This window comes from Halomonas sp. EF61 (assembly GCF_040147045.1).
GTDB classification, from domain to species: domain Bacteria; phylum Pseudomonadota; class Gammaproteobacteria; order Pseudomonadales; family Halomonadaceae; genus Halomonas; species Halomonas litopenaei.
Genome location: NZ_JAMSHM010000002.1, coordinates 606,645 through 630,411 on the forward strand (window position 1 = coordinate 606,645; position 23,767 = coordinate 630,411).

The following is a 23,767-nucleotide window of genomic DNA, read 5'->3' on the forward strand; positions in this document are numbered from 1 at the left end:
GCCCTCATATCTTCGGCCGCCCGAGGCGGCGGCCTGTCCCACTCCAGGAGCCTCCCATGTCCCCCCAGTCGACCAACCCCTCCGTGATCGCTCGCCAGGCACTGTCCTTGATGGATCTGACCAGCCTCAACGATGACGATACCGACCATGTCGTCGAGGCCCTGTGCCAGCGGGCCAAGACGCCGCTGGGCCACACTGCTGCGGTGTGCATCTATCCGCAGTTCGTGGTGCCGGCGCGGCGCGCCCTCACCGCCCACAACCTCAGCGGCCAGGTCAAGATCGCCACCGTGACCAACTTCCCCCACGGCGAAGACGATGTCATGGCAGCCGCCCGCGCTACCCGCGAAGCGGTGGCTTCCGGTGCCGACGAAGTGGACGTGGTCTTCCCCTACCGCGCCTTCATGAATGGCGATGATCAGATCGGCCAGGAGCTGGTCGAGATGTGCAAGGCCGCCGCCAGCGGCCGCACCCTCAAGGTGATCCTGGAAACCGGCGAGTTGAAGGACGCCGAGCTGATCCGCCGGGCCAGCGAGCAGGCCATCGCCGGTGGTGCCGACTTCCTCAAGACGTCCACCGGCAAGGTCGCCGTCAACGCGACGCCCGAGGCCGCCCGAGTGATGCTGGAAGTCATCCGCGACGCGGACCGCCCGGTCGGCTTCAAGGCCGCCGGGGGCGTTCGCAGCGTCGAGGACGCCGCCGTCTATCTGGAGCTTGCCGCCGAGATCATGGGTGCCAACTGGGCCCGTCCCGAGACCTTCCGTTTCGGCGCCTCGGGCCTGCTCGACAACCTGCTGATGACCGCCGGTGTCGGTGTCGACGGCGGGGGCCAGTCCGGAGGCTACTGATGCTGTTGCAGGATATTCTTGCCGCCAAGCGTGACGGCCAGGCGCTGTCCAGCGAGGCCATCCGCCAATTCGTGATGGCCATCGCCGATGACAGCGCCGGTCAGGAGCAGATCGGCGCCTTCGCCATGGCCACCTATCTCAACGGCATGACGCTGGATGAGACGGTGGCGCTGACCGAGGCGACCCGGGACTCCGGCAGCGTGCTGGACTACCGACAGCTGGACCTGCCGGGGCCTATCCTCGACAAGCATTCCACCGGCGGCGTGGGCGACCCGGTATCGCTGATCCTCGGCCCCTGGCTCGCCGCCTGCGGAGCCCACGTGCCCATGATCTCCGGTCGTGGTCTGGGCCACACCGGCGGCACCCTGGACAAGCTCGAGGCCATCGCCGGCTATGACGTCACTCCTCGGCGCACCACCTTCGAGCGCCTGCTCAAGGACGTCGGTGTGGCCATCGTCGGACAGAGCGGCGATCTGGCGCCGGCGGACAAGCGCCTCTACGCGGTGCGCGACGTCACCGCCACCGTTGCCTCGTTGCCGCTGATCGTTGCCTCGATCCTCGGCAAGAAGCTCGCCGAAAACCTCGATGCCCTGGTCATGGACGTCAAGATCGGCAACGGCGCCTTCATGGCGAACGACGACGAGACCCGAACCCTGGCAGCCACCATCGCCGACGTCGCCCGACGTGCCGGCACCCCGACCACGGCGGTGCTCAGCGACATGAACCAGACCCTGGCCGAAAGCGCCGGCAACGCCATCGAGGTACGCGAGTGCCTGGCGATCATGCGCGGTGAGCAGCGCGATTCGCGGCTGTTGACGCTGACCCGCCGCCTGGCGGTGGAAGCGCTGCTGGCCGGCCGACTGGCGACGTCCAAAGAGGACGCCGAACGCCAGCTCGAGGCACGCCTGGCCAGCGGCGACGTGGCCGAGCGCTTCGAGCGCATGGTGGCAGGTCTTGGCGGACCGACCGACCTGCTGGAAAACGCAGGCGCCCTGCCCGCCCCGGCCCCGGTGATCCAGGACGTCCTGGCCGAGCATCCGGGACGGGTGGCACGCCAGGACGTCAAGGCGCTGGGCATGGCGGTGGTCGAGCTGGGCGGCGGGCGCCGCCGTGCCGGCGACGCCATCGACCATCGTGTCGGACTGGACGCCATCGCCGCCATCGGCCAGACGGTCGACCGTCACACCCCGCTGGCGCGCATTCACGCCGCCAGCCAGGCGGACGCTGACAGACTCGCGGCACGGGTACGCGAGGCCTTCACCTTCGGCGACGAGGGCACGCCCCCGCCACTGGTGCACGAGACCTTGTGCGATCCTTCGATAACGGGAGAGACACCATGAGCCGCGCGATCGTGCTGGTGATGGATTCCTTCGGCATCGGTGCTGCCCCCGACGCCGAGCGCTTCGGCGACGCCGGCGCCGATACCCTGGGCCATATCGCCGAGGCCTGTGCCCGCGGGCAGGCCGACGACCGTGGCCGCCGCGGCCCGCTGCAACTTCCCAACCTGGCCCGCCTGGGGCTCTATCACGCCCACCGCGAGGCCACCGGCGCCAGCGCCGCAGGCATCCAGCTGGGCGAGGTCGACGGCGCCTACGCCCACGCCATGGAGGTGTCCTCGGGCAAGGACACCCCGTCCGGGCACTGGGAAATCGCCGGGGTCCCGGTGCGCTTCGACTGGGGGTACTTCGAGGACAGGGAGCAGAGCTTTCCGCCGCTACTGCTCAAGGCATTGATCGAGGAGGCGGCGCTACCCGGTGTGCTGGGCAACTGCCACGCCTCAGGCACCGAGATCATCGCCCGTCTGGGTGAAGAACACTGCGCCAGCGGCAAGCCCATCGTCTACACCTCCGCCGACAGCGTCTTCCAGATCGCCGCCCATGAGGACAGCTTCGGCCTTGAGCGCCTGCTGTCATTGTGCGAGACCGCCCGGCGGCTGCTCGAGCCCTACAATATCGGTCGGGTGATCGCGCGCCCCTTCGTCGGTGACGACGCCGCGAGCTTCCAGCGCACCGGCAATCGTCGCGACTACAGCGTCGAGCCGCCCTCGCCCACGGTGCTGTCGAAGCTTCACGACGCCGGCGGCGAGGTCGTGGCCATCGGCAAGATCGCCGACATCTACGCCCACTGCGGCATCAGTCGTCTGATCAAGGCGTCGGGCCATGACGCTTTGATGGCGGCGACCCTGGCGGCCATGGATGAACCGGTGGCGAGCGACACCCAGCGCCTGATCATGACCAACTTCGTCGACTTCGACATGGTCTACGGCCATCGCCGCGACGTCTCCGGCTATGCGGCGGCGCTGGAAGCCTTCGACCGACAGTTGCCGGCGCTGCTCGAACGGCTGACCGACGACGATCTGCTGGTGATCACCGCCGACCACGGCTGCGACCCCACCTGGCAAGGCAGCGACCACACCCGCGAGTTCATCCCGGTACTGGCCAGCGGCGCCGGGCTTCCGGCGGGATCGCTGGGGCGTCGGCAGAGCTTCGCCGACATCGGCCAGAGCCTGGCGAGCTATTTCGGTCTTGCCCCCATGGCCGACGGTGAGAGCTTTATCGAGCGCAAACGAGCATTGGATAGACGAGGAGCTTAGATGGCTACCCCCCACATCAAGGCCGAACGTGGTGATTTCGCCGACACCGTGCTGATGCCCGGCGATCCCCTGCGCGCCAGATACATCGCCGAGACCTTTCTCGAGGATGCGCGCCTGGTCAACGAGGTGCGCAACATGTACGGCTACACCGGCCGCTACAAGGGACGCGAGATCTCTGTCATGGGCCACGGCATGGGCATCCCCTCGGTATCGATCTACGCCAAGGAACTGATCACCGAATTCGGCGCCAGACGGCTGATCCGCGTGGGTTCCTGCGGCGCCGTGCGCGACGACGTCAAGGTACGTGACCTGATCATCGGCCTCGGCGGCAGCACCGACTCCGGCGTCAACCGCTCGCGCTTTCGCGGCCTCGACTTCGCCGCCATCGCCGATTTCGACCTGACCCGCGCCGCCGTGGACGCTGCCGGCGCTCAGGGCACCCCGGTCAAGGTCGGCAACATCTTCTCTGCCGACCTGTTCTATCACCCGGACCCGGCGCTAATCGACTGCCTGCGCAAGTTCGACATCGTCGGCGTCGAGATGGAGGCCGCCGGGCTCTACGGCGTCGCCGCCGAATTCGGCGCCCGCGCCCTGACCATCTGCACGGTATCGGACCATATCGTCAACGGCGACAGCCTCTCCAGCGACGAGCGCGCCACCAGCTTCGACGAGATGATGACCATCGCCCTCGAGGCCGTGCTCGAGGACGACCGCCAGCAAACCAGCCGCCAGGAGACTACCCGATGAGCGATCCAAGGACGCCAGAGACCGTCGACGCCGATATCGTCAAGGCGCTGATCGAGGTACGCGGCCGCGCCTACGTGCCCTACTCCAGCCACCCGGTGGGCGCCCTGCTGATCAGTGACTCGGGAACCCGCTACGTCGGCGCCAACGTCGAGGTCGCCCACTACAAGGGGCTGTGCGCCGAGGCCTCGGCCATCGCCGCCATGGTCACCAGCGGCGAGACCCGGCTGAAGGAGGTCTACGTCATCGGTCCCGGCGAGCATCTGTGCACCCCCTGCGGTGACTGCCGTCAGCGCCTGCGCGAGTTCTCCTCCCCCGAGACCCTGATCCGGGTGGTGGACGCGGACGGCCAACTGCTCAAGCGCTACACCATGGACGAGTTGCTGCCGGACTCCTTCGGGCCGGAAAACCTGGGCAAGGACTCCGCCTTCGCCAGCTAGGCGAGCGAATTCACTTCCTCGGAGTTGTCCGCTCTGGCATTGCCGAATCGGCTCGATTTGCCTGGCAGACCTGCCGGAGCGCCAAACGAACTGACTCGGCAACCGGAGCCCTACTGGATGCCCTGAAACAACCTCGGATTGTAGATCCGTGCCCGGATGTCGATGAGCGAGACTTTATCCATGTCCGGGTGCAGCGGATTCACCACCGCCACCTGATCAATACCCGCAGCAGCGGTACTTGGCACCAGCAGTATCAAGTTGCGGGCCGCCGACAGGAACGCGGTACCGAGTCGCCGCGTGTGTTCAGGAGGGGGAAACAGGTCCCAGCCATCAGGCAATTCATCGACTCCGACCTTCTCGACGGCGCTGCTTTGTACGTCATAGATGCCCAGGCGAAAATCCTTCGGGACCAATCGCGGGTCTGGAATATAGTTACCCATTTCCAGCATGGCGACGGAGGCGCTGGTACCGAAATACAGCACCGGATGGCCGGGGTCATTCCAGCGCGCTCCATCGTGATAGCTGGCACCGCGCCCGGACAGGTTGGCCAGAAAACGCTCAGGAGCGATACGGTACAGCCTCATCAACTGAAGTCGCCGTGACTGATCTTGCGCAGCACCTGTCGTACCAGTTCACGGCCAGCAAAGGTATCCAGGAGTTCGATCGGGCGCGAGCCGGCGAGTGCGGGTACCTCGGCGTGCAGCCATTGATGACCGACCGCTTCGTCAGCGAACACCTCACCTACCTCGACAAACAACTTCAGCGTGTCGAGCACTTCTTCGCTTTGCGCACGCCCCAGCGCCTTGCGCTTGTAGAAGCGATGCAGATTGCCGGAGTCCGTCTCCAGCAGTCGTACAAAGAGATCGCGGTCGGCCGACAGTGCATCAATCGCCTGTTTGAGCACGCTTCCCGGCAGCCCTTGCCTGACGGTTCTGATAAAAGCGGCTGAATCGGTGTACACCTCGCGGGGCAGGTCGATCTGCGCCATCACCCCGCCACCCGCTGCACGGTCCTTTTCGAGAAGCTCCATCGCGGTCTCCCGGCGCTCACTCGCTGGCACGGCGCCAGCAACGTTCCCACCTGTACGCTTCAGCATACCTCAGATCGAAGTTTTACCAACATCAATATGACCTAAGCCCAGCAAGGGTGCCCCCTCGCCGACTCGCCACCGCACAGCTGAACGCGTCACCGCCAGCGGGCAGCACCGGCCCGAGGGATTCAACTCGTTCTGGATCACCAGCCCCTGCAATATCATCCACCTGGTGTCACCCGCCGATGACTCGCCCCCCTACGATATGACAAAGGAAAACTGAGCCAACCGCATGCGGCTGCCACAGCCCACCGGACGCAAAAAAGGCCACCACGGGTGGCCCACAAGGCTTGCTGGACTAGCCTGAGATCGGATCTATCAGATGTGCGGTGGAGTCTTTCGCGTGGCGAGACTGGCAGCGACATCACGCACTTCGGCTTGCGCTCTCTATCACTTGATTGCGTCTTCGCTCACTGGTGTCAGCACCGTCTACCCATCCCGCTACTTTCTCCTACGACGAAGGCGTTCCGACAACCCATTCGAAATCTCTTGCACCTTTCCACGCAACTCGTGCTCCTCTGCCATGCCCTTGGCAGACTGCCATGCTCCTTCGGCAAGGCCTCGGCTTGCATTAGCGACCTCAACAAGTTGCTGCTTGCTCAACCACTCCATCATGCCAGGGCGCACCTTGAGCCTGTCATTTACGGCGTGGAGTTCGGTCTGATAGATCGCCGGGTGTACACCGCACATGGCTATTACTCGCAAAGTGTCGGCTAACCTTTGCTCTGGATACAGCCTACCCGAGCCAGCAAGAAGACTCAGTCGCTGGAGGCACTCACCGCAAAAGGCGTGGTCATCCTCAAGGCGCCAAGCCAAGTAGCCTCCCTCCCGGCTATCAGGCAGACAACCAAGCTTCTGGTTCAACTGAGTTTGTTTATCAGCCAATGCTTTCACGACGCGCTGCTGAAGGGCATCCAGGTCCCGGTGAGCTTGCAACTCCCACTCACGGTGGGCCTTCGCCTTGATCCGCCGCAGTTGCTCGGTCAACTGGGGGGCCGTCATCTGTGCCAGCGCGGGCGACCCTGATCCAAACACCAAAGCGCCGGCAGGGCCGAACAGCAGCATACCCAGGGAAGCACCTGCCACGCTTCCACCAGCGGCTAGTCCCGTACGTACCATACCGTCGAACAGCACCTGCTCCACGGCCTGCTTTCCGGTAAGCTGACCGCGCCGGTAAGCGATGAGGCCCCTTGCGACGCTGATTGTGCCGGCGAGACTGATTACACTGGGGTTGAGCAGTTCCACACCGGCGCCCAAGGAGTCGCGGGTGACCTGATTAACCACCTCGTTGCTCAAGCCTTCGATGAAAAAGACGTTGTCTGCCCACTCCTCGGGTATCTGGGAGGCCAGTTCAGCATTTGCGATAACAGGATAGTCATACCGTTCGAAGTGTTCTCTCAAGCCATCCAAGGTGGCATGAAACTTGACTTGAAATGGCTGACCATCGACCAAGATATCCCAGCCCGGCTGATTGGCGGTCTCCGGTAGGCTGACGGTATGACCTGCGGCCGTCAACTGGGCAGCGACAGCCCGCTCTGCCACGTAGCCCTTGAGCTGGCTGACACCACCCAATACTTCCCTCTCACCGCCAGAAAGCAGTTGAACAGCCATCTCAGCGAAGCTGAGGCTTCCATCAATATCCTCACTGCGCACAAAGTTGGCCGCCTCGAGCACAGTGGGATCAACGGCTGCTACCGAATAGAGCACATCACCCACCGTGAGCGTTGCCATCGCGGCTACTGTCGAGCGCTCGCTTACCTGGTGCGTTTCCCCGCTAATCCGAGGGTCAATGGCGATATCATCATCAGAGATAAACGATGGCAATGGCTGGGCCATGGCCTCAAGTACGTCATCGGGCGGTAATGCGACAGAGTGAGTGGCTACGACAGCTAGGCGCTGCCACTCATCGCGATAGCGCTGGAACTCCTCATCACGGATTCCTACAACGCTGGACAGATGCGGCGCCAGAGCAAAGCAACTCCTGGCGGAGTCGAGGCCGGATGGGCCTTGCAGCTTACCCTGCAGCGTGAGCATAGCGACCACTCTTGCCGCCACCGCAGCCCTGATCTTGTCGCGTGCAGAGCGCAGGAACAACCACCCGCCCCCACCCGCAACGGTCAGAATGGTGATCGGGTTGGACAGCACAGAAACGATCGAGACCAGGAGAGGCCCACTGGCCAGAGGAATAAAGGCTGAGGCCTGAGCGGCCAAGATGTAGGCCGAAAAGCCCGCCGCACTAACGCCGGCACCAAAAGTGCCAAGAGAGCCTCCAAGCAGCAGCGCCTTGCGGAGCGCAGCATCGTTATGACGATTTGCCTGTGTCTCGTCCAAAAGCCGCTGGTGACTTTGTTCATCCAGCGCATCGAGCGAAGCGACAGCGCGTCTAAGCAGTTCACGACGCTGCTCAGCGGTGGGCGGAGCTTCCTCATCCGTAAGCGTCTGCTCAAGCAGTTCGTCCAAGACCGGAAAAACCACATCATCCAGGGTGATGGCGTGCTGCCCCTTCGCCAACCAGCCCCGCTGTTGGAGCCAACGACGCCCCGAGTCAACCAACTTGGGTGGGTCCAACACATGAATCAATCGCGCCGTCAGATCATCCGCCAGGAAACCGCAGCCTCGGAAAGTAGTGGTCAGCCGCGCGGGCAGACCCAACGCATTTCGCAAGCGAACCCATAGCAGCAGCCTAAGCAAATGATCATTGTGCTCGGATTCTAGCCAGTAGCGCTGACGTTCGCTGAGCTCTCTGGCCCCTTCCACTGCCTCAGGCGCGCTCAAGCGTGGCAGCACGTCTTGGGACTGGCTTCCGCGCCTCCGCTTAACCCACTGGCCAAGCTGCCGGCCGATAGCTCCCGCGCGTTCGCTATTCTGTTCAGCGCGCTTAGCCAGACGGCGTTGCCAATGACTGTCATCGAACAATGCTAAGCAGGTAGCGAGAAGCTCACGGTTTGCACTTCCCAGCCCAGACAGAGTGTCTGTAGGCGAGAAAGAAATCTCTGAGGGCAGTTCGCGTCTATCTGCCATAGGCCTCACTCCTGAGTTGAAGCTCGAACGGGCAGCCGTTTCCGTCAGCTTTCATGAAGTTTAGCGTCATCCAACATCCGCTGGAGCTCGTCCACGGACTTTTCCGCCTTCCACCTCATAGTCGTTGACCAAGGCATTGCAGTTACTTGCACGACGACCTGCCCAGCCTGACAGTGCTCGCCGGGCTCGGTCATGCCGGGGAATCACCGACAAAGTCTAGGCTTACAATCGATGCACCAGCGAAGATGAAATTGCGTCCATCGCTACCTTTGCCTACTAGGTAGCGGAAATTATGGGCCAGATTCTCTGCAGCCTCCTTTCCTTTCAAGAACGCTTCTCCGCAAAGACGCCCCGCCGAGTCTCGATGGCCCGACAGGGCTATACTCACCAATGTCCTTGCCTACCGCCTGCAGCAGCTTCATCTGCCCCGACCATCCTGTGGCGATGGGGCGCCGCCGGGCGATCTCTGAAGCACTGCTACCTGGGAGTTCCCCATCGCCACCCGGGTAGGGGCCAGCCGTGTTCAGATCTCACCCACGCCCGCTGCTGGCATCGAGGTCTCACAGATGAATGCCAACTTCTCTCCCGGCGAAAATATCGCCATGAAGATTCCGGCCCACGAGTACGAGGCGACCGTTGCCTTCTACCGCGAGATCCTGAAGTTCGAGGAATTGACGCCCCCCGGTGACCGGGAGACGCCACGCTTTGCCTTCGGCGACAAGATACTGTGGCTGGATCGCGAGCCGCACTTGAGCCAGGCGGAGATCTGGCTTCAGATCTTGGCCAGCGACATCCAGGCCGCCTCGAGCTACCTCGAACAGCGTGGCTGTCAGCGCTGCGACGAGATCGAGCAGCTGCCGAAAGAATTCAACTCGTTCTGGATCACCAGCCCCTGCAATATCATCCACCTGGTGTCACCCGCCGATGACTCGCCCCCCGACGATGTGAGATTGGAAAACGGAGTCGATTGACTGCAGCTGCCGCAGCCAGCCGGACGCAAAAAAGGCCACCACTGGTGGCCACAAGGCTTGCTGGACTTGCCTGAGATCGGTTCCATCAGACGTGCTGTAGTGTCTTTCGCGTGGCGAGACTGGCGGTGACGCCACGCGATTCGAAGGCTCGTTTGTCCCAAGTGGTGGCCGCGCTTGCTTCAGGCCGCTTTGGGTTCATGAGCCCCACGACGTCAGACGCTTTGCTTCAGGCCACCTTTCCCTTGCTGAAGCGCTTCTTCAGGTAGGCGACGATGTCCATGGATTCGTACATCCAGGTCTCGCTGCCGTCTTCATTGGTGATCAGCAGGCACGGCACCTGAATCTTGCCGCCGCCTTCCTTCAGTGCCTTGCGGTGCGCCGGGTTGGCGCCCGCGTCGCGGATATCCACCTCGACGCCGAGCTTGTCGAGTTCACGGCGCACAAAGGCGCAGAACGGGCAGTGGGCGAAATGGTAAAGCGCGAGATCCTTGGCAACGGTCATGGTGACGACTCCCTCGTGGGTGATACCGCTCGTTGACGATGTGGTCGGTGACGTCACTCCCTTCAAGAGTCGACGACACCCGAAACAGTTGGTGCAGGCGACGGCGCGTTCCGGAGGTTCAACCTTGGCGCTGAGCCTTGGTACCAGACCTTGCCGCCGCCCGACTTGCTAACTTGGTGTCGACACTCACGAGTTCCTGACAGCCTTTCCCGACTTTTCTCACCTCAGTGCAATGTATGCGGGGTACAGCACAACGCCGTCAGGTCCCCGGATCGGGCGAGGCGCCGGTAGCACTGGTTTGATGATGGGGGTCTGCCACCCCGGCCTGGCCTCGGGCGCGCCCGCTGGCATCGCGCCCCTGGTGGTCGGCCTCGCCCTCGCTGGTGGTACCATCGAGACGCCCGCCGCCACGGCCTTCCATGCTGACGCTGAGGCGCGGCGCGCCCAGTTCGACGCCCATCTCCTCCATGCGCTGCTTGAGCAGCATGTTGAAGGCACGGGCCACGTCCCACTGCATTTCCGGCGAGGTGCGAAAGCGCATCCGCAGGATCGCGCAGCCATCCTCGAAACGATCGATACCCTGCATTTCCAGCGGTGACCAGATGTGGTGGCGCATGATCGGATCCTGGCGCAGATCCCGGGCGGTCTCCTGCATCAGGGTGGTGGCGTCGTCGATCTTCATGTCGAAGGGAATGCGGATCTTCATCAGCGCCACGCCGAACTGCCGCGACATGTTATGAATGGAGTCGATACGCGAGAAGGTCAGGATATGCACGATGCCGTCCAGGTCACGCAGGCGTACGGTCCTGAGCGTCAACCCTTCCACCGTGCCCATGTGGCCATTGATCTGAACGAAGTCGTCCACCGCCAGGGAGTCCTCGATCAGGATGAAGATGCCGGTGATCAGGTCCTGCACCAGGGTCTGGGCGCCGAAGCCGATGGCCAGACCGATCACCCCGGCACCGGCCAGCAGCGGCGTCACGTTGACCCCCAGATTGGCCAGGCCGACGATGGAGGCGATGATCACGATGGCTGCGAAGATCACGTTGCGAATCATCGGGGTGATGGTCTGGGCCCGCGCCTGGTTGACCCGACGCCCGCGCGAGCGCGCCGAGGAGGTCAGCGCCCGCTGGATGGCGGTATCGGCGAAGATCCACACCAGCCAGGCCAGCAATACGGTAAAGGCGATCGCCAGGATCGCCTGGCCGATGCGCACGCTGGCCACCCCTTCGCGGCCGATGCCCACCAGCGAGCCGCCCCACACCTGCAGCGACAGCTCGGCGAACACCAGCCAGGCAAGCACATGCCCCAGGGTATAGGCGAAACGTTCGAGCCGGCGGCGATACTCGCTGTGGTGGCGGTGGCGACCCCGGCTGTGGTCATGACGCTCGTTCTGGCGGCGCAGCAGCGCGGTGACCACCAGCGTCAGCACCAGCAGGGCGGCGTTGATGATCGAACGGGCCAGTGCGGTACCGACATCGCCTCCGGTGACGAAGATCGCCACCAGCGAGGCCCCCACCAGCAGCAACGCGGGAATATGCCACAGCCGACCGATCACCCGAGTGACCTCGGTGGGACTCGAGCAATCGCTGCGGATGGTGTAGGTGCGGTTGCGAATCAGATGCTTGATCGGCCGCTTGAAGCGAACGATGAAGCGGAAGGTCAGCACCGCGGCCAGGATATTGGCCAGCACCGAGGCTAGCGAGGACAGGTCGACCCCCAGCAGGTCCACCAGACGTTCGGTCTTGAAGGCGTCGCCGAGGGCGATCAGTGCGCCGATGACGAACAGCGGACGCAGAGCCCGCTGCTGCAGCAGCTTGACCGCGGTATAGCGATGCCCGCGGGTGAACACCGAGATGACGATCTCGACCACCACCGACAGGATGCGCCCGCACAGTGCGGCGTAGGCGATCACCGATACGACGGTGCGCCCGGCGCTGCCGGGCACCAGCTGTGACACCCCCAGCACCGCCAGAAAGGCCAGCGCCCAGGGCAGCATGCGGCGCAGAAAGTGAGCCGCCAGCAGCCACGCCTTGGGCTCTCTCGGCAGGTCCATCGGCCAGCCCCGGCGGGACCCGATCAAACGCCCCAGCGCCACCAGGATGATCACCATGCCACCCCAGATCGTCAGCAGGATGCTGAACTCCACGGCGAACTGGGCCAGCTCGCTATGGCTGGTGTCGGCGATCAGGCCATTGATATCGCGCCAGCCCTCCGCCAGCTTGGCGCGCCACTGGGCCATGGGCGAACCGGCCCCTTCGGCCTGCTCGCCAAGCTCGGTGAAGGTATCGGCAAGCGCCCCCAGCAGTCCCTGGGAACTGGTGCCGGTTTCCGCTGCGGCCTGGCCCGCGTCGCGCAGTGACCTGAGGCTATCGAGCAACTCCTGACGGCTCTGGTCGCTTTCCAGCGTCTGGATCAGGGTATCCAGGGATCGCTGCAGCTCTTCGGAGGAGGCTTCCTGTGGGGCCTGTTCACCGCCCCCGGCCAGGGCCTCCAGCGCCAGGCCCTGGGCCGACGCCTGAACGGGCAAAATACATGCCCCAATGAGAAAGAGAAGCACAAACCATTGAAATATGTGAACTATTTTACTTCTATGCAGCAACATTCGTGCTCCCTGCCGGTGAGGACTCGGCGCCGCCGCCGATGAAAAGTGACCGCCTATGGTAGTCTGCGAAGTAACGTCCCACTAATGCCTTATCAGGATGCCGCCATGAAAGCTCAAGCGCCACCCGAGCCCACCACCGCCGACGGAGACATCCGCAAGGTGGGAGTGGAAATCGAGTTCGCCGGCCTGGACCCCATGGCCACCGCAGAGATGGTCCAGTCCCTGTTCGACGGTCGTATCGAGGTCCAGAGCGCCCACCGGATGAAGGTCAGCGACACCCAGTGGGGCGACTTCAAGATCGAACTGGACTCTCAGTACGTCCACCCCGAATCACCCGAGGACGCGGCCAAGACACCCGGCGACGACTGGGATCGCATGCGCCGCGACCTCGACCGTCGCTCTCGCGAGCTGCTTGGCGACATGGTCACCGGACTGGTGCCGACGGAGATCGTCTGCCCCCCGGTCCCCTGGGATGAGCTCGACAAGCTCGACGCGCTGTTCGACGGACTGCGCGAGCACGGCGCCAAGGGCACCGAGGCCAGCCTGATGTACGGTTTCGGTCTGCATCTGAATCCGGAGCTCCCGAGTCTCGAGGCCGAGGACATCCTGCGCTATCTGCGCGCCTACCTGCTGTCCGCCGACTGGCTGCGCGAACAGATCCGGGTCGATATCACCCGGGAGGTGCTGCCCCACGCCAATCCCTTCCACAAACGCTACTGCCTCAAGCTGTTCGACGAGGACTATGCTCCCGATATCGACCAGTTGATCGATGACTATCTGGCCGACAACGACACTCGCAACCGCGATCTGGACATGCTGCCGTTGTTCGCCCACCTGAGGCCCGACCATCCCCACGAGCTGTTTCGCAAGGAACTTGTCCAGCCGCGACCCACCTTTCACTACCGTCTGCCCAACGCTCAGCTTTCCGAAGCCGACTGGGGCGCGGTGACCGAATGGAACCGCTGGCTCGAGGTAGAACGCCTGGCCTGCGCGCCCGAGACCTTGCATGAGCGTATGGCGGAGTATCGAGCCCGTCACCTCGACAGCTCGCTGTGGCAAAAGATAAAGCACAAGCTCAAGGGAGACTCCAAGGATGGCTGAACGCCCGGTGATCGGTATTTCCACCTCCGACCACAAGAGCCTGCTGGCCTGGTGCTTCGACTGGTTCGCGGTGTGGCGCCATGGAGGCAAACCGCTCAGGCTATCGCCGTCGCGGCCACGACCGGACCGGCTCGATGGCCTGATCGTCGGCGGAGGTGATGACATCCAGGCGCATCTGTACGGCGGCGAGATGCAGCTCGACGTGCGCGTCGATCCAGAACGTGACGAACTGGAACTCGAGCTGCTGGCCCGCGAGATCCCGCGCAATACACCGGTACTCGGTATCTGCCGCGGCTCGCAACTGATCAACGTCCACCTGGGTGGCACCCTGGACAGCGACATCTACACCACCCACGAAGGGCTCAAGCGCCGGCGCACCGTGCTGCCACGCAAGACCGTTGACATCGTCGAGGGTAGCCGACTACATCAGCTGCTGCGGGTCAGCTGGTGTCGCATCAACAGCCTTCATCACCAGGCGGTGGAACACACCGGTCGCGGTGTCGATATCGTGGCACGTGACCGGGACGGCCTGGTTCAGGGGATCGAGTCCCGTGAGCACGACTTCCTGCTGGGGGTTCAGTGGCACCCGGAATTCCTGATCTTCAATCGCCCCCAGCAACGACTCATCCGCGCTCTGGTCGACGCGGCGAGAAAGCCCCACGCCGAGCGCCAGGTGCCACCGGAACCCCGCGCCGAACGTCCCACGCAAAACGCCTCCTGAGCACGAGCCTTCGAGGGTCAATGCAGCTGCGCGAAAAAGCCCGCCAATCGGCGGGCTTTTCCATGTGGCAACAACATCGTGGCAACGACGTCGCTGACGCGACCCGGCCGGATCAGGCCAGCTTGGCGTCCAGGCTGATCTCGGCGTTCAACAGCTTGGAGATCGGGCAGCCGGCCTTGGCCTTCTCGGCGGCCTCCTGGAACACCGACTCGTCGGCGCCGGGGATGCTGGCGCGAGTGGTCAGATGCACCTTGGTCACGGCGAAGCCACCGTCGACCTCATCGAGGGTCACCTCGGCGCTGGTGTCGATGCTGTCGGCTTCAAGGTCGGACTCGCCCAGAATCATCGACAGTGCCATGGAATAGCAGCTGGCGTGGGCCGCACCGATCAGCTCTTCCGGATTGGTCCCGGCCTGGCCTTCGAAGCGCTGCTTGAAGTCATAGGGAACATCGCTGAGCGCGTCGCTGTTGGTGGACACAACGCCCTTGCCCTGCTTGAGACTGCCCTTCCACTGCGCGGATGCGGTGTTGGTGATACTCATGACGACTCCTTCCAGTTGAGATACACGGGCTGGTAAACACACTACGGTGGCGCCTCTTCCTGAGGCGCTCGCCCCGCCACCTCCCATCGATGGGCGGTACCTGCGGGGCCAATCATCCCTGGCGGGACAACTGATGACTTCACCATGCATCTTGTACCGAGGTCTGTCCAGCCTCGTCTTGCGCGCCGACGGTCATGGCTGCGATAGTCGATCGCATCTCTGGAAAACTATTCCGCAAAGGTGTGCGACATGACGACTGCCAAGGTTCTGCTGGAAACCGGAAGCACCGCCGAGGCCCTGCCTGCCCTGGGCCAGGGCACCTGGTACATGGGTGAAGGGCGTGCGCCCCGGCGACAGGAAATCGCCGCCCTGCAACGTGGGCTGGAGCGAGGTCTGCGGCTGATCGACAGCGCCGAAATGTACGGCGACGGTGCCGCCGAACGCCTGGTCGGCGAGGCCATCCAGGGTCGCCGCGACCAGGCGTTTGTGGTCTCCAAGGTCTACCCCTGGAACGCCGGTCGCGACAGCGCCATCGCCGCCTGCGAAGCGAGTCTTGAGCGCCTGGGCACCGATTACCTGGATCTGTACCTGCTGCACTGGCCGGGGAGCATCCCACTGGACGAAACGCTGGAGGCCTTCGATCGCCTGGTCGCTGCCGGCAAGATTCGTCGCTTCGGTGTGTCGAACTTCGACGTGGACGATATGCAGACGCTGGCTCGCCTGCCCGGTGGCGGCGACTGCGCGGTCAACCAGGTCCTCTACCATCTGGCGTCGCGGGGAATCGAGATTGCCCTGAGGCCATGGCAACGCCGGCAACGGATGCCGCTGATGGCTTACTGTCCGCTGGCCCAGGCCGGCGCCGTCGGCGCAGATCCCCTGGCCGACCCGCAACTTGGTGAGCTCGCCGCGGACCTCGGCCTGACCCCGGCGCAACTGCTGCTGGCCTGGGCCATCCGACCGGTCGAGGGCCAGCACGAGGTCATCGCGATTCCCAAGGCCGCCTCCCCCGAGCACGTCGACGACAACGCCAGGGCGCTGGAGGTAACCCTGGACGAGGCAACACTTGCGCGACTCGACGCCCTGTATCCGGCGCCACAGCGTAAGGTGCCGCTGGATATCGTCTAGGTGGGTCCAACCTGATGAGAGAGCTGAGTGCGCCTTCGGCTCAGCGAAAGCGCGCTTTCAATTCCGCCAGCCGCTCGGCCAGACTGTCGCTGCCGATCTCCCTCAACCTTTCGATATTGCGCTCGGGGATAGCCTCGGGGTCGGGATAGTGGGCCAGCGCCCTTTCCAGACCCTCTTCACGCAGCAGATGCCAGACCGGCCAGGGAGAACGATTGGTGAAGTTGGCCGGATCATCATCATCCACGCCGTCGAAGACATAGTCAGGGTGGAAGCTCGCCAGCTGGAAGACGCCCTCGTAGCCACGGTCGGCGAGCAATGCCTCGGCCATGGCCAGGGCGTCGAGATAGTCGTCGAAGTCGGCAAGCCCTCGGGTGAACACCAGCAGACTGGTCTCCACCTCGGGTGTCGTCTCGAGGTGGTGGCAGGCCTCCATCAGCGCCACCAGGGCGTCCTCGAGCCTGCGCCCGTCGACCTCGATATAGCGAATCGATCCGCGTGTGACCTCACGCCCGGCGAAGGGGCAGACGTTGAGGCCAACCACGAATTCCTCGACCCAGGCTGCGGTGGCCGCAACGCCGGGTGATACCTCTGTGTCGGACATGGCGAGTTCTCGGATGCTTGAGTGAAGGCCGGCTCAGCGCCGTGACGCCAGCCTGTCGGCCAGCCTTGTGGGTTCGGGCAACTTGTAGCGGCCGAGGCAGGCCACCGCCCAGGCCCTGGCCGAATCCACCGACAGCCGGTGGCCCGGCGACACGAACACCGGCTTGACGCCGGCGCGCGAGCGTAGCACGACCCCGATGCGCTCGTCGCCGTCCATCAGGTCGGTACTTTCCGCACGCCCCTCGGGGACCTCGCCATGGCGCCCGGTCAGGCGTTTCTTGGCCACGCCCAGGGTGGGCAGATCCAGCCACAGTCCAAGGTGCGCCGCCACCCCGAGGCGCCGGGGATGGGCGATGCCGTGGCCATCCACCATGACCAGATCCACGCGGCTGTCGAGTCGTTCGAAGGCCGCCAGGGCCGCCGGTATCTCACGAAAGGACAGGAGCCCCGGCACGTAGGGCATGCGCGTCGGCTGACGCGCCACCACCTGCTCGATCGGCGCAAGCCCCGGCCAGGACAGCACCACCACCGCGGCGCGGGTGGTGTCGCCTCCATCTTCGAAGCCGATATCCACTCCGGCAATGTGTTCCACTTCACCGAGGGCGTCCTCGCGTATCAGGCGTCCTGCCAGGGTACGCTGCAAGGCGATGGCCTCCTTCGGTGCCAGGTCCCAGTCGTGCAGCGCAGTCTCTCGTGTCCTGGGGTGCTGGGTCATGTCACCTCCCTGTTGATGACCTGCGGTGGCTGAAGACACCACCCGCTCGCGGTAGACTACGCGCCAGTCACGGGGATCAACAAGCTGCCGGCCGCAGGGCCTGGCGCTCCATCAGGGAGGACGGATGAGGATCATCCACACCGCAGACTGGCATCTGGGCCAGAGCTTTCACGGCCAGGAACGTCACGAGGAACATCGCGCCTTCCTCGACTGGCTGGTCGACATCCTCGCCGAACGCCAGGTGGACGCGCTGCTGGTCGCCGGCGACGTCTTCGATGTGGTCAATCCGTCGCTGCGCGCCCAGGAGCTGCTCTATGACTTTATCGTCAGGGTCCACCAGCGCTGCCCTGACCTGACCATTGCGCTGATCGCCGGCAATCACGACAGCGGCAGCCGCATCGAGCTGCCCGCCCCGCTGATGCAGCACCTGCGCACCCATGCCCTTGGCCGGGTGCGCTTCGTCGATGACGGCGCGCTGGACAGCGATCGCCTGCTGGTGCCCTTGAGCGATGCCCAGGGTGAGGTCCGCGCCTGGTGCCTGGCGCTGCCCTTCCTGCGTCCAGCGGAGATCACCGGTCGTGGCCGGCAGAGCAGACAAGCGGCGGGCGCAGCAGGAGGAGAGACGAACGCCGGCGACGACTATGTGGCCAGCGTCGAGCGGGTCCATCGCGAACTGATCGCGGCCGCCCGGGAAAAGCGCGAGCCTGGCCAGGCGCTGATCGCCATGAGCCACGCCCACCTGCGTGGCGCCGCCGTCTCCGAGGCCAGCGAACGCCCTATCGTCATCGGCGGCGAGGAATCGCTGTCGGCCTCGCTGTTTCCCGAGGACATCGACTACGTCGCCCTGGGGCACCTGCACCGCGCCCAGCGGGTCGGCGACGAGCGCATACGCTACAGCGGTAGCCCGCTGCCGCTGGACTTCAGCGAGGTCGACTACCCCCACCAGGTGCTAATGGCGGACTTCGCCGATGGCGCCCTTGCCCATGTCGAGCCCATCAGCGTGCCGCGGGCGGTGGCCATGCGTCGCCTCGGCCCTGCCCCGCTGGAAGAGATCCTGGGCGCGATCGAGGCGCTGCCGGCCCGCGACGGGGCAGGCCCGGTCGAGCGCTGGGACTGGCTCGAGATCAACGTGCGCCTGGACGCCCCGATGCCGGAGTTGCGCTCGCGCATCGAGCAGGCGCTGGGCGACCGGGCGGTACGCCTGCTGCGACTGAAGCGCGAGCTGCCGATCACTGAGTCACAGGCACCCGGAGGTGGCGAGCGCCTCGAGGACATCGGACCCCGTGAGCTGTTTTCGCGCACCTGGAAAGAGCGCTGGGGCGAGGCGCCGGACGACAGCGTGATCGCCGACTTCGACTGGCTGTGCCAGCGCGTCCAGGACGCGGATGCCGAAGACCAGAGCGCGGATGCGCAAGTCCAGCACACCACCGAAGGGGGCACGCAGCCATGAAGATTCTCGCCCTGCGCCTGTCCCAACTGGCCTCCCTGCCCGGTCCAGTCGAGCTGGACTTTACCGCGGCGCCACTGGCCGATGCCGGCCTGTTCGCCATCACCGGCCCCACCGGCGCCGGCAAGAGCACCCTGCTCGACGCCCTGTGTCTGGCGCTGTTCGGCAATACGCCCAGGCTTCGCCACGCCCCGGGGCGCGACTCCCATCTGGACGACCTGGACGGCTCTCGGATCGCCACCGCGGACCCCCGCAGCCTGCTGAGGCGCGGCGCCGCCAGCGGCTACGCCGAGGTCGACTTCATCGGCCGCGACGCTCGCCGTTACCGCGCGCGATGGGCCGTGCGGCGCGCCCGGGACAAGGCCGACGGCAAGCTGCAGGCGGTGGAGCAATCGTTGACCGACCTGGACGACGAACGCCTGTTGACCGCCCAGAAGCGCGAATTCGCCGAGCTGATCCCCGAGCGCCTGGGGCTATCGTTCGAGCAGTTCACCCGCGCCGTGCTGCTGGCCCAGAGCGAGTTCGCGGCCTTTCTCAAGGCCGACGACAACGCCCGCTCGGACCTGCTCGAGAAGCTCACCAATACCCAGGAATACTCGCGCATCTCGGTCGAAAGCTACGCCCGGGCCAAGGAGGCCCGCGACGCGGTGGCCCGCCAGCAGGCGCTGCTCGCCGAGGACGCGCCCAGCGACGACACCGCACGCCAGGCCATGGAGCAGGAACTCGCCGAGGCCGAAGGCGAGCTGGACACCTGCCAGCGGCAGATGAAGGCGCTGGACGAAGAGGCCCAGTGGCTCGCCCAGGACGCCCAGTGGCGCCAGCGCTGCGAACAAGCCGACGCCAGCCTGGTCGAGGCAGAGGCCCGATGGGAGGCACTGAGCGACCAGCGCCGTGAGTGCGAGATGCTCGAGCGCGTCGCACCCTGGCGCCCCCAGTTGCTGCGCCAGCGTAGCCTGTCCCGACAGTTGCCGGACCAGCGCCAGCAGCTCGAACTAGCCACGTCAGCCCTGGCCCAGGCACGCACCGCCCTGGAACAACAGCACCAGCAAACCAGCCGTCGCCGCCAGACCCTGGAGGACAGCGAGCAGGCGCTCGAGCAGGCCCGTCCCGCCATCGCCCAGGCCCGTGAAATTGCCAGCGAGCTCAAGGGCCGCGAACAGCAGCATCGACAGCTGGAGGACGAACACCACCAGCGCAAACGCCAGCGCGAGGATCTCGACGGGCAGCAGCGAGCCCTGGCAGAGCGCCATCGCCGCCATCTGGAGCAGCGCGACGCCGCCACCCGCACCCTGTCACGCCATCTGGGCCAGCATCAGCAGGTCGCAACGGCCAGGGCCGAGGCCCAGCAGCACCTCGAGGACGCCGGCCATCGCCTGCTGGCGCTGTCCGAGCTGGAGCAGCGCTGGCGTCTGCTGCGCCAGCTCGATGAGCAGCAGCGCCGGCTCGACGCCGAGCGCCGCCGCGACAGCGCACAGCGCGACGAACTGCTGGACCAGGGCAAGCAGGCGCGGGCGCGCCTGGACCACGCCTCGGCGGAGCACGAGCAGCTCACGCGCTTTATCCAGCGCGCCCGCGCCACCCGAAGCGACAGCGTCGCCGACATGCGCGCCACCCTGGAACCGGACACCGCCTGTCCGGTGTGTGGCAGTCACGATCACCCCTGGCGCGACTCGCCCCCCGCCACCCCGGAGGCCACCCAGCTCGCCGCCCAGATCGCACTGGAGGATGATCAGCTCGCCGAGTCCGAAAGCCGACTCGGCGAGCTGCGCGAGCAGCGTGACGCCCTGTTCGGTCGCTTTCAGGCGCTGAAGGCCAGCGTCGAACAGGCCGAGACCAGCCTGCTCGCGCTTGAACCTCGAAGGAACGAGGCCCAGGCCGGTCTCGAAGAAGCCCAGGCCAGGCTCGACGACCCGGCGCTCGCCGAGCAGTGGCGCGCCCTCGACGCTGAGGCCCGCCAAGCCTGGCTCACCGAGCACAGCGAAAAGGCCCGCCAGCGCCAGCAACAGGCTCGCGAGCGCCTCCAGGCACTGGACGACGCCGAACGCCAGCTTGCCCCGCTGGCAGAGGCCATCGAGGAAGACGAGCGAGAGCGTCAGGCGCTCACCTTGCGCGCCACCACCTTCGACGAGGAACTCAAGCGTCTCGACGACCAGCGTCCCGAGCTGACCCGCAGCATCGACGAGCACAGACGACGCCTGGCCGAGGCGCTCGGCGATGACCGCTCGGCGGATGCCTGGCTCGAGCGCCTCGAAGCCCAGGTCCGCCAGGCACGTCAGGACCACGAGCAGGCCCGCCAGGCCCATGACCAGGCCCAGCGTCAGGTGCTGAGCCTGACCCAGAGGATCGAGCACGAGGGCAAGGCGCTCTCGGTGCTGGAGGACGAAAAGACCCGCCTGGACGCCGAACTGGAACGCTGGCGCAGCGAGCATCCGGACATCACCGATGGCGACCTGGAGCGGCTGCTCGACCAGGCCGACGATGCGCTCAAGGCCCTGCGCGCCCGACTGGACGGCGCCCGCGAGGCCTGCCAGACCGCCCGCACCAGTCGCGACGAGCGCCGCCAGGGCTGGCGCGCCTGGCGCGCCCGCCATCTGCCGGAGCAGGACCCGCAGACACTGCTCGACGAGGCCACCCAACGCCAGCTGGATGCACGCCAGGCCGACCTCGACGCCAGACGTGAGGCAAACCGGCCGCGGCTGGAGGCCGCCCAGCAACGCCGCGATGGCGCCCTGCACGCCGTGCGCGACGATGATCGACGCCGGCAGCGCCAACGCGATGGCCTCGAGGCCCTGGAAAGGGCCAGGGCCGAGCATCATCGCTGGGGCCGCATCGCCGAGCTGATCGGCGCCGCCGACGGCAAGACCTTCCGGCGCATCGCCCAGGCCTGGAACCTGGAGCGCCTGATCGACGAGGCCAATGTCCACCTGGCGGGCCTCAGCCGGCGCTACCGTCTGGTGAGAGGGGGCAGCCCGCTGGGGCTCCTGGTGATCGATCAGGACGTCGCCGACGAGCGTCGCTCGGTGCACTCGCTATCCGGCGGCGAGACCTTTCTGGTGTCACTGGCCATGGCGCTCGGGCTCGCCTCGCTGGCCTCGGGGGAGCTGGCCATCGAGTCGCTGTTCATCGACGAAGGCTTCGGCAGCCTCGACCCCCAGTCGCTGGCGCTGGCGATGGACGCCCTCGACGGCCTCCAGGCCCAGGGCCGCCGGGTCGGGGTCATCTCCCACGTCCAGGAAATGCACGAGCGCATTCCGGTGCAGATCCAGGTGCATCCCGCCGGCAATGGCGAGAGTCGGGTCGCGCTGTCTGACTGAACCCCGTCCGCCCCGCACGTCGCTGTTGGGCGGACCTGGTCTTGGGCGGACCAGTCTTGGGCGGTTCCTGTCTTGGGCGGCCTCAGTCTTGGGTGACTCAGGAGAGCAGCGTGCTCGGGCGGTAACCCGGGGCGATACGCTGGGGCGCGTCGCCTGGCCATGGTACATTGACGCTCCTAGTGACCTCAGTCGACGGAGCCTTCATGACCGCACACGACCTGCTCAAGACCCTGGTGGGCTTTGCCACCGTGTCTCGGGATTCCAACCTGGAATTGATCGCCTTCGTCGAGCAGTGGCTCGACCGCTACGGCGTCGATCACTGGCGGGTCGAGAGCGACGACGGTTCCAGGGCCAACCTGCTGGCGCGCATCGGCCCGGCGGTAGAGGGCGGTGTGGTGCTCTCGGGCCATACCGACGTGGTGCCGGTGGTGGGCCAGCCATGGACCAGCGATCCCTTCACCCTGACCGCCGGCGAGGGCGACAATGCCGGGCGCCTGTACGGTCGCGGCACCTGTGACATGAAAGGCTTCATCGCCTGCGCCCTGGCCGAGGTTCCGCGCTGGAGCGAAATGGAGCTTGAGGTACCGATCTGGCTGGCGCTGTCCTACGACGAGGAAATCGGCTGCGTCGGCGCCCCGCGCATGATCGAGACGCTGATGGCCGAACACCCCCGCCCTGCCGCCGTGGTGGTCGGCGAGCCGACCCTGATGGAGCCGGTGGTGGCCCACAAGGGGGCCAGCAACTTCCGCACCACGGTGATCGGACGCGAAGCCCACTCGAGCCAGGTGTATCAAGGGGTCTCGGCGATCCACGTCGCCGCCCGCCTGGTCACCCGCATCGAGGACGTGATGGCGGAGCTCAAGGAAGAGGGTCGGGTCGACGAGGCCTTCAGCGTGATCCACTCGAGCCTGCACGTGGGCAAGATCGAGGGTGGCACCGCCATCAACATCATGGCCAGGCGCTGCAGCTTCGAATGGGAAATTCGCCACCTGCCCACCGATGACGCCAAGGGGCTGCTGGCCCGGGTCGAGACCACCGCCCGCGAACTCGAAGCCCGCATGCGCCAGCGCGCCCCCGAGGCCTCGATCACCACCGAGGCGCTCAACACCACCGTGCCGGCCCTGGCCGATCGTGACAACAGCGAGGCGCTGGGCCTGTGCCGCGAACTGCTCGGCGACAGCCCCGACGGTGCCGCCGTGGCCTACGCCACCGAGGCCGGTCAGTTCCAGCTCGCCGGCCTGCCCACGGTGATCTGCGGCCCCGGCAGCATCAGCCAGGCCCACCAGCCCGACGAATACATCGAGCGCGAACAGCTCGACGCCGGCAGCCGCTTCATGGTCGCCCTCGGTGATCGCCTCAAGCGCGGCTGAATCTACACCTGCAAGCGCCCCT

20 protein-coding genes are annotated in these 23,767 nt (G+C 65.6%); 12 read left to right on the forward strand and 8 right to left on the reverse strand.

Annotated elements, in window-relative coordinates; all coding sequences use genetic code 11:
- Nucleotides 1–56 precede the first annotated feature (56 nt).
- From deoC to cdd, 5 genes are read left to right on the forward strand one after another with little or no spacing between them, the layout of a single operon-like run.
- Nucleotides 57–845 carry a deoxyribose-phosphate aldolase gene (gene deoC, locus NFI08_RS11625; protein ID WP_108131547.1) on the forward strand — a complete coding sequence of 263 codons (789 nt, stop codon included), beginning with the start codon at nucleotides 57–59 and terminating at the stop codon, nucleotides 843–845.
- Nucleotides 845–2,185, forward strand: coding sequence for a thymidine phosphorylase (gene deoA / locus NFI08_RS11630; protein ID WP_108449686.1), 1,341 nt, complete (start codon nucleotides 845–847; stop codon nucleotides 2,183–2,185). Before deoC ends, deoA begins: the two co-directional genes overlap by 1 nt.
- A complete protein-coding gene (locus NFI08_RS11635) occupies nucleotides 2,182–3,438 on the forward strand; it encodes a phosphopentomutase (protein ID WP_213230322.1) in 1,257 nt (418 codons plus the stop codon). The genes deoA and NFI08_RS11635 overlap by 4 nt, the downstream gene beginning before the upstream one ends.
- Complete coding sequence (gene deoD, locus NFI08_RS11640) at nucleotides 3,439–4,185, forward strand: purine-nucleoside phosphorylase (protein WP_045991916.1); 747 nt, start codon at nucleotides 3,439–3,441, stop codon at nucleotides 4,183–4,185.
- Nucleotides 4,182–4,622, forward strand: a complete 441-nt coding sequence (gene cdd / locus NFI08_RS11645; protein WP_349589506.1) for a cytidine deaminase — start codon at nucleotides 4,182–4,184, stop codon at nucleotides 4,620–4,622. Before deoD ends, cdd begins: the two co-directional genes overlap by 4 nt.
- A 110-nt stretch (nucleotides 4,623–4,732) precedes the next feature.
- Here cdd and NFI08_RS11650 read toward each other — a convergent pair whose 3' ends face one another.
- From NFI08_RS11650 to NFI08_RS11660, 3 genes are all read right to left on the reverse strand, one after another.
- The gene (locus tag NFI08_RS11650; RefSeq protein ID WP_108131542.1) at nucleotides 4,733–5,206 is read right to left on the reverse strand and encodes an RES family NAD+ phosphorylase; all 474 of its coding nucleotides are present in this window, start codon (nucleotides 5,204–5,206) and stop codon (nucleotides 4,733–4,735) included.
- The gene (locus tag NFI08_RS11655) at nucleotides 5,206–5,652 is read right to left on the reverse strand and encodes an Xre family toxin-antitoxin system antitoxin (protein ID WP_045991913.1); all 447 of its coding nucleotides are present in this window, start codon (nucleotides 5,650–5,652) and stop codon (nucleotides 5,206–5,208) included. The genes NFI08_RS11650 and NFI08_RS11655 overlap by 1 nt, the downstream gene beginning before the upstream one ends.
- Before the next feature lie 501 nt (nucleotides 5,653–6,153).
- The gene (locus tag NFI08_RS11660; RefSeq protein ID WP_108449690.1) at nucleotides 6,154–8,733 is read right to left on the reverse strand and encodes a hypothetical protein; all 2,580 of its coding nucleotides are present in this window, start codon (nucleotides 8,731–8,733) and stop codon (nucleotides 6,154–6,156) included.
- Between the two features lie 566 nt (nucleotides 8,734–9,299).
- On the opposite strand from NFI08_RS11660, the gene NFI08_RS11665 reads away from it, so the two are divergent.
- Nucleotides 9,300–9,704 carry a VOC family protein gene (locus NFI08_RS11665; protein WP_108449691.1) on the forward strand — a complete coding sequence of 135 codons (405 nt, stop codon included), beginning with the start codon at nucleotides 9,300–9,302 and terminating at the stop codon, nucleotides 9,702–9,704.
- Between the two features lie 226 nt (nucleotides 9,705–9,930).
- On the opposite strand, the gene NFI08_RS11670 is transcribed toward NFI08_RS11665, so the two are convergent.
- On the reverse strand, nucleotides 9,931–10,206 hold the full coding sequence (locus tag NFI08_RS11670; RefSeq protein ID WP_052704282.1) for a glutaredoxin family protein: 276 nt from the start codon (nucleotides 10,204–10,206) through the stop codon (nucleotides 9,931–9,933).
- Nucleotides 10,207–10,465: 259 nt separating this feature from the next.
- Nucleotides 10,466–12,811, reverse strand: a complete 2,346-nt coding sequence (locus tag NFI08_RS11675) for a mechanosensitive ion channel domain-containing protein (RefSeq protein WP_213230335.1) — start codon at nucleotides 12,809–12,811, stop codon at nucleotides 10,466–10,468.
- 105 nt (nucleotides 12,812–12,916) lie between these two features.
- Between NFI08_RS11675 and NFI08_RS11680 the strand changes: the two genes are divergently transcribed.
- Together NFI08_RS11680 and NFI08_RS11685 are read left to right on the forward strand one after the other, a co-directional pair.
- Nucleotides 12,917–13,912: an amidoligase family protein gene (locus NFI08_RS11680; RefSeq protein WP_108131539.1), complete on the forward strand. Its 996-nt coding sequence runs from the start codon at nucleotides 12,917–12,919 to the stop codon at nucleotides 13,910–13,912.
- Nucleotides 13,905–14,633: a gamma-glutamyl-gamma-aminobutyrate hydrolase family protein gene (locus NFI08_RS11685; RefSeq protein WP_349589513.1), complete on the forward strand. Its 729-nt coding sequence runs from the start codon at nucleotides 13,905–13,907 to the stop codon at nucleotides 14,631–14,633. The genes NFI08_RS11680 and NFI08_RS11685 overlap by 8 nt, the downstream gene beginning before the upstream one ends.
- 112 nt (nucleotides 14,634–14,745) lie before the next feature.
- On the opposite strand, the gene NFI08_RS11690 is transcribed toward NFI08_RS11685, so the two are convergent.
- A complete protein-coding gene (locus NFI08_RS11690; RefSeq protein WP_045991908.1) occupies nucleotides 14,746–15,174 on the reverse strand; it encodes an OsmC family protein in 429 nt (142 codons plus the stop codon).
- Nucleotides 15,175–15,423: 249 nt separating this feature from the next.
- Here NFI08_RS11690 and NFI08_RS11695 point away from each other — a divergent pair, with 249 nt between their 5' ends.
- Nucleotides 15,424–16,299, forward strand: a complete 876-nt coding sequence (locus NFI08_RS11695; RefSeq protein ID WP_108449693.1) for an aldo/keto reductase — start codon at nucleotides 15,424–15,426, stop codon at nucleotides 16,297–16,299.
- 40 nt (nucleotides 16,300–16,339) lie between these two features.
- Here the strand turns inward: NFI08_RS11695 and NFI08_RS11700 are convergent, their stop codons facing one another.
- Both NFI08_RS11700 and nfi read right to left on the reverse strand, forming a co-directional pair.
- Nucleotides 16,340–16,900, reverse strand: a complete 561-nt coding sequence (locus tag NFI08_RS11700) for a DUF1415 domain-containing protein (RefSeq protein WP_108449694.1) — start codon at nucleotides 16,898–16,900, stop codon at nucleotides 16,340–16,342.
- Between the two features lie 33 nt (nucleotides 16,901–16,933).
- Entirely contained in the window at nucleotides 16,934–17,614 is a 681-nt protein-coding gene (nfi, locus tag NFI08_RS11705; protein ID WP_045991905.1) for a deoxyribonuclease V, read from the reverse strand.
- Nucleotides 17,615–17,738: 124 nt separating this feature from the next.
- On the opposite strand from nfi, the gene NFI08_RS11710 reads away from it, so the two are divergent.
- From NFI08_RS11710 to argE, 3 genes are all read left to right on the forward strand, one after another.
- Nucleotides 17,739–19,064: an exonuclease SbcCD subunit D C-terminal domain-containing protein gene (locus NFI08_RS11710; protein WP_108449695.1), complete on the forward strand. Its 1,326-nt coding sequence runs from the start codon at nucleotides 17,739–17,741 to the stop codon at nucleotides 19,062–19,064.
- Nucleotides 19,061–22,375 carry an AAA family ATPase gene (locus NFI08_RS11715; protein WP_108449696.1) on the forward strand — a complete coding sequence of 1,105 codons (3,315 nt, stop codon included), beginning with the start codon at nucleotides 19,061–19,063 and terminating at the stop codon, nucleotides 22,373–22,375. The genes NFI08_RS11710 and NFI08_RS11715 overlap by 4 nt, the downstream gene beginning before the upstream one ends.
- 203 nt (nucleotides 22,376–22,578) lie before the next feature.
- Nucleotides 22,579–23,745 carry an acetylornithine deacetylase gene (argE, locus tag NFI08_RS11720; RefSeq protein ID WP_108449697.1) on the forward strand — a complete coding sequence of 389 codons (1,167 nt, stop codon included), beginning with the start codon at nucleotides 22,579–22,581 and terminating at the stop codon, nucleotides 23,743–23,745.
- Nucleotides 23,746–23,767: the final 22 nt, after the last annotated feature.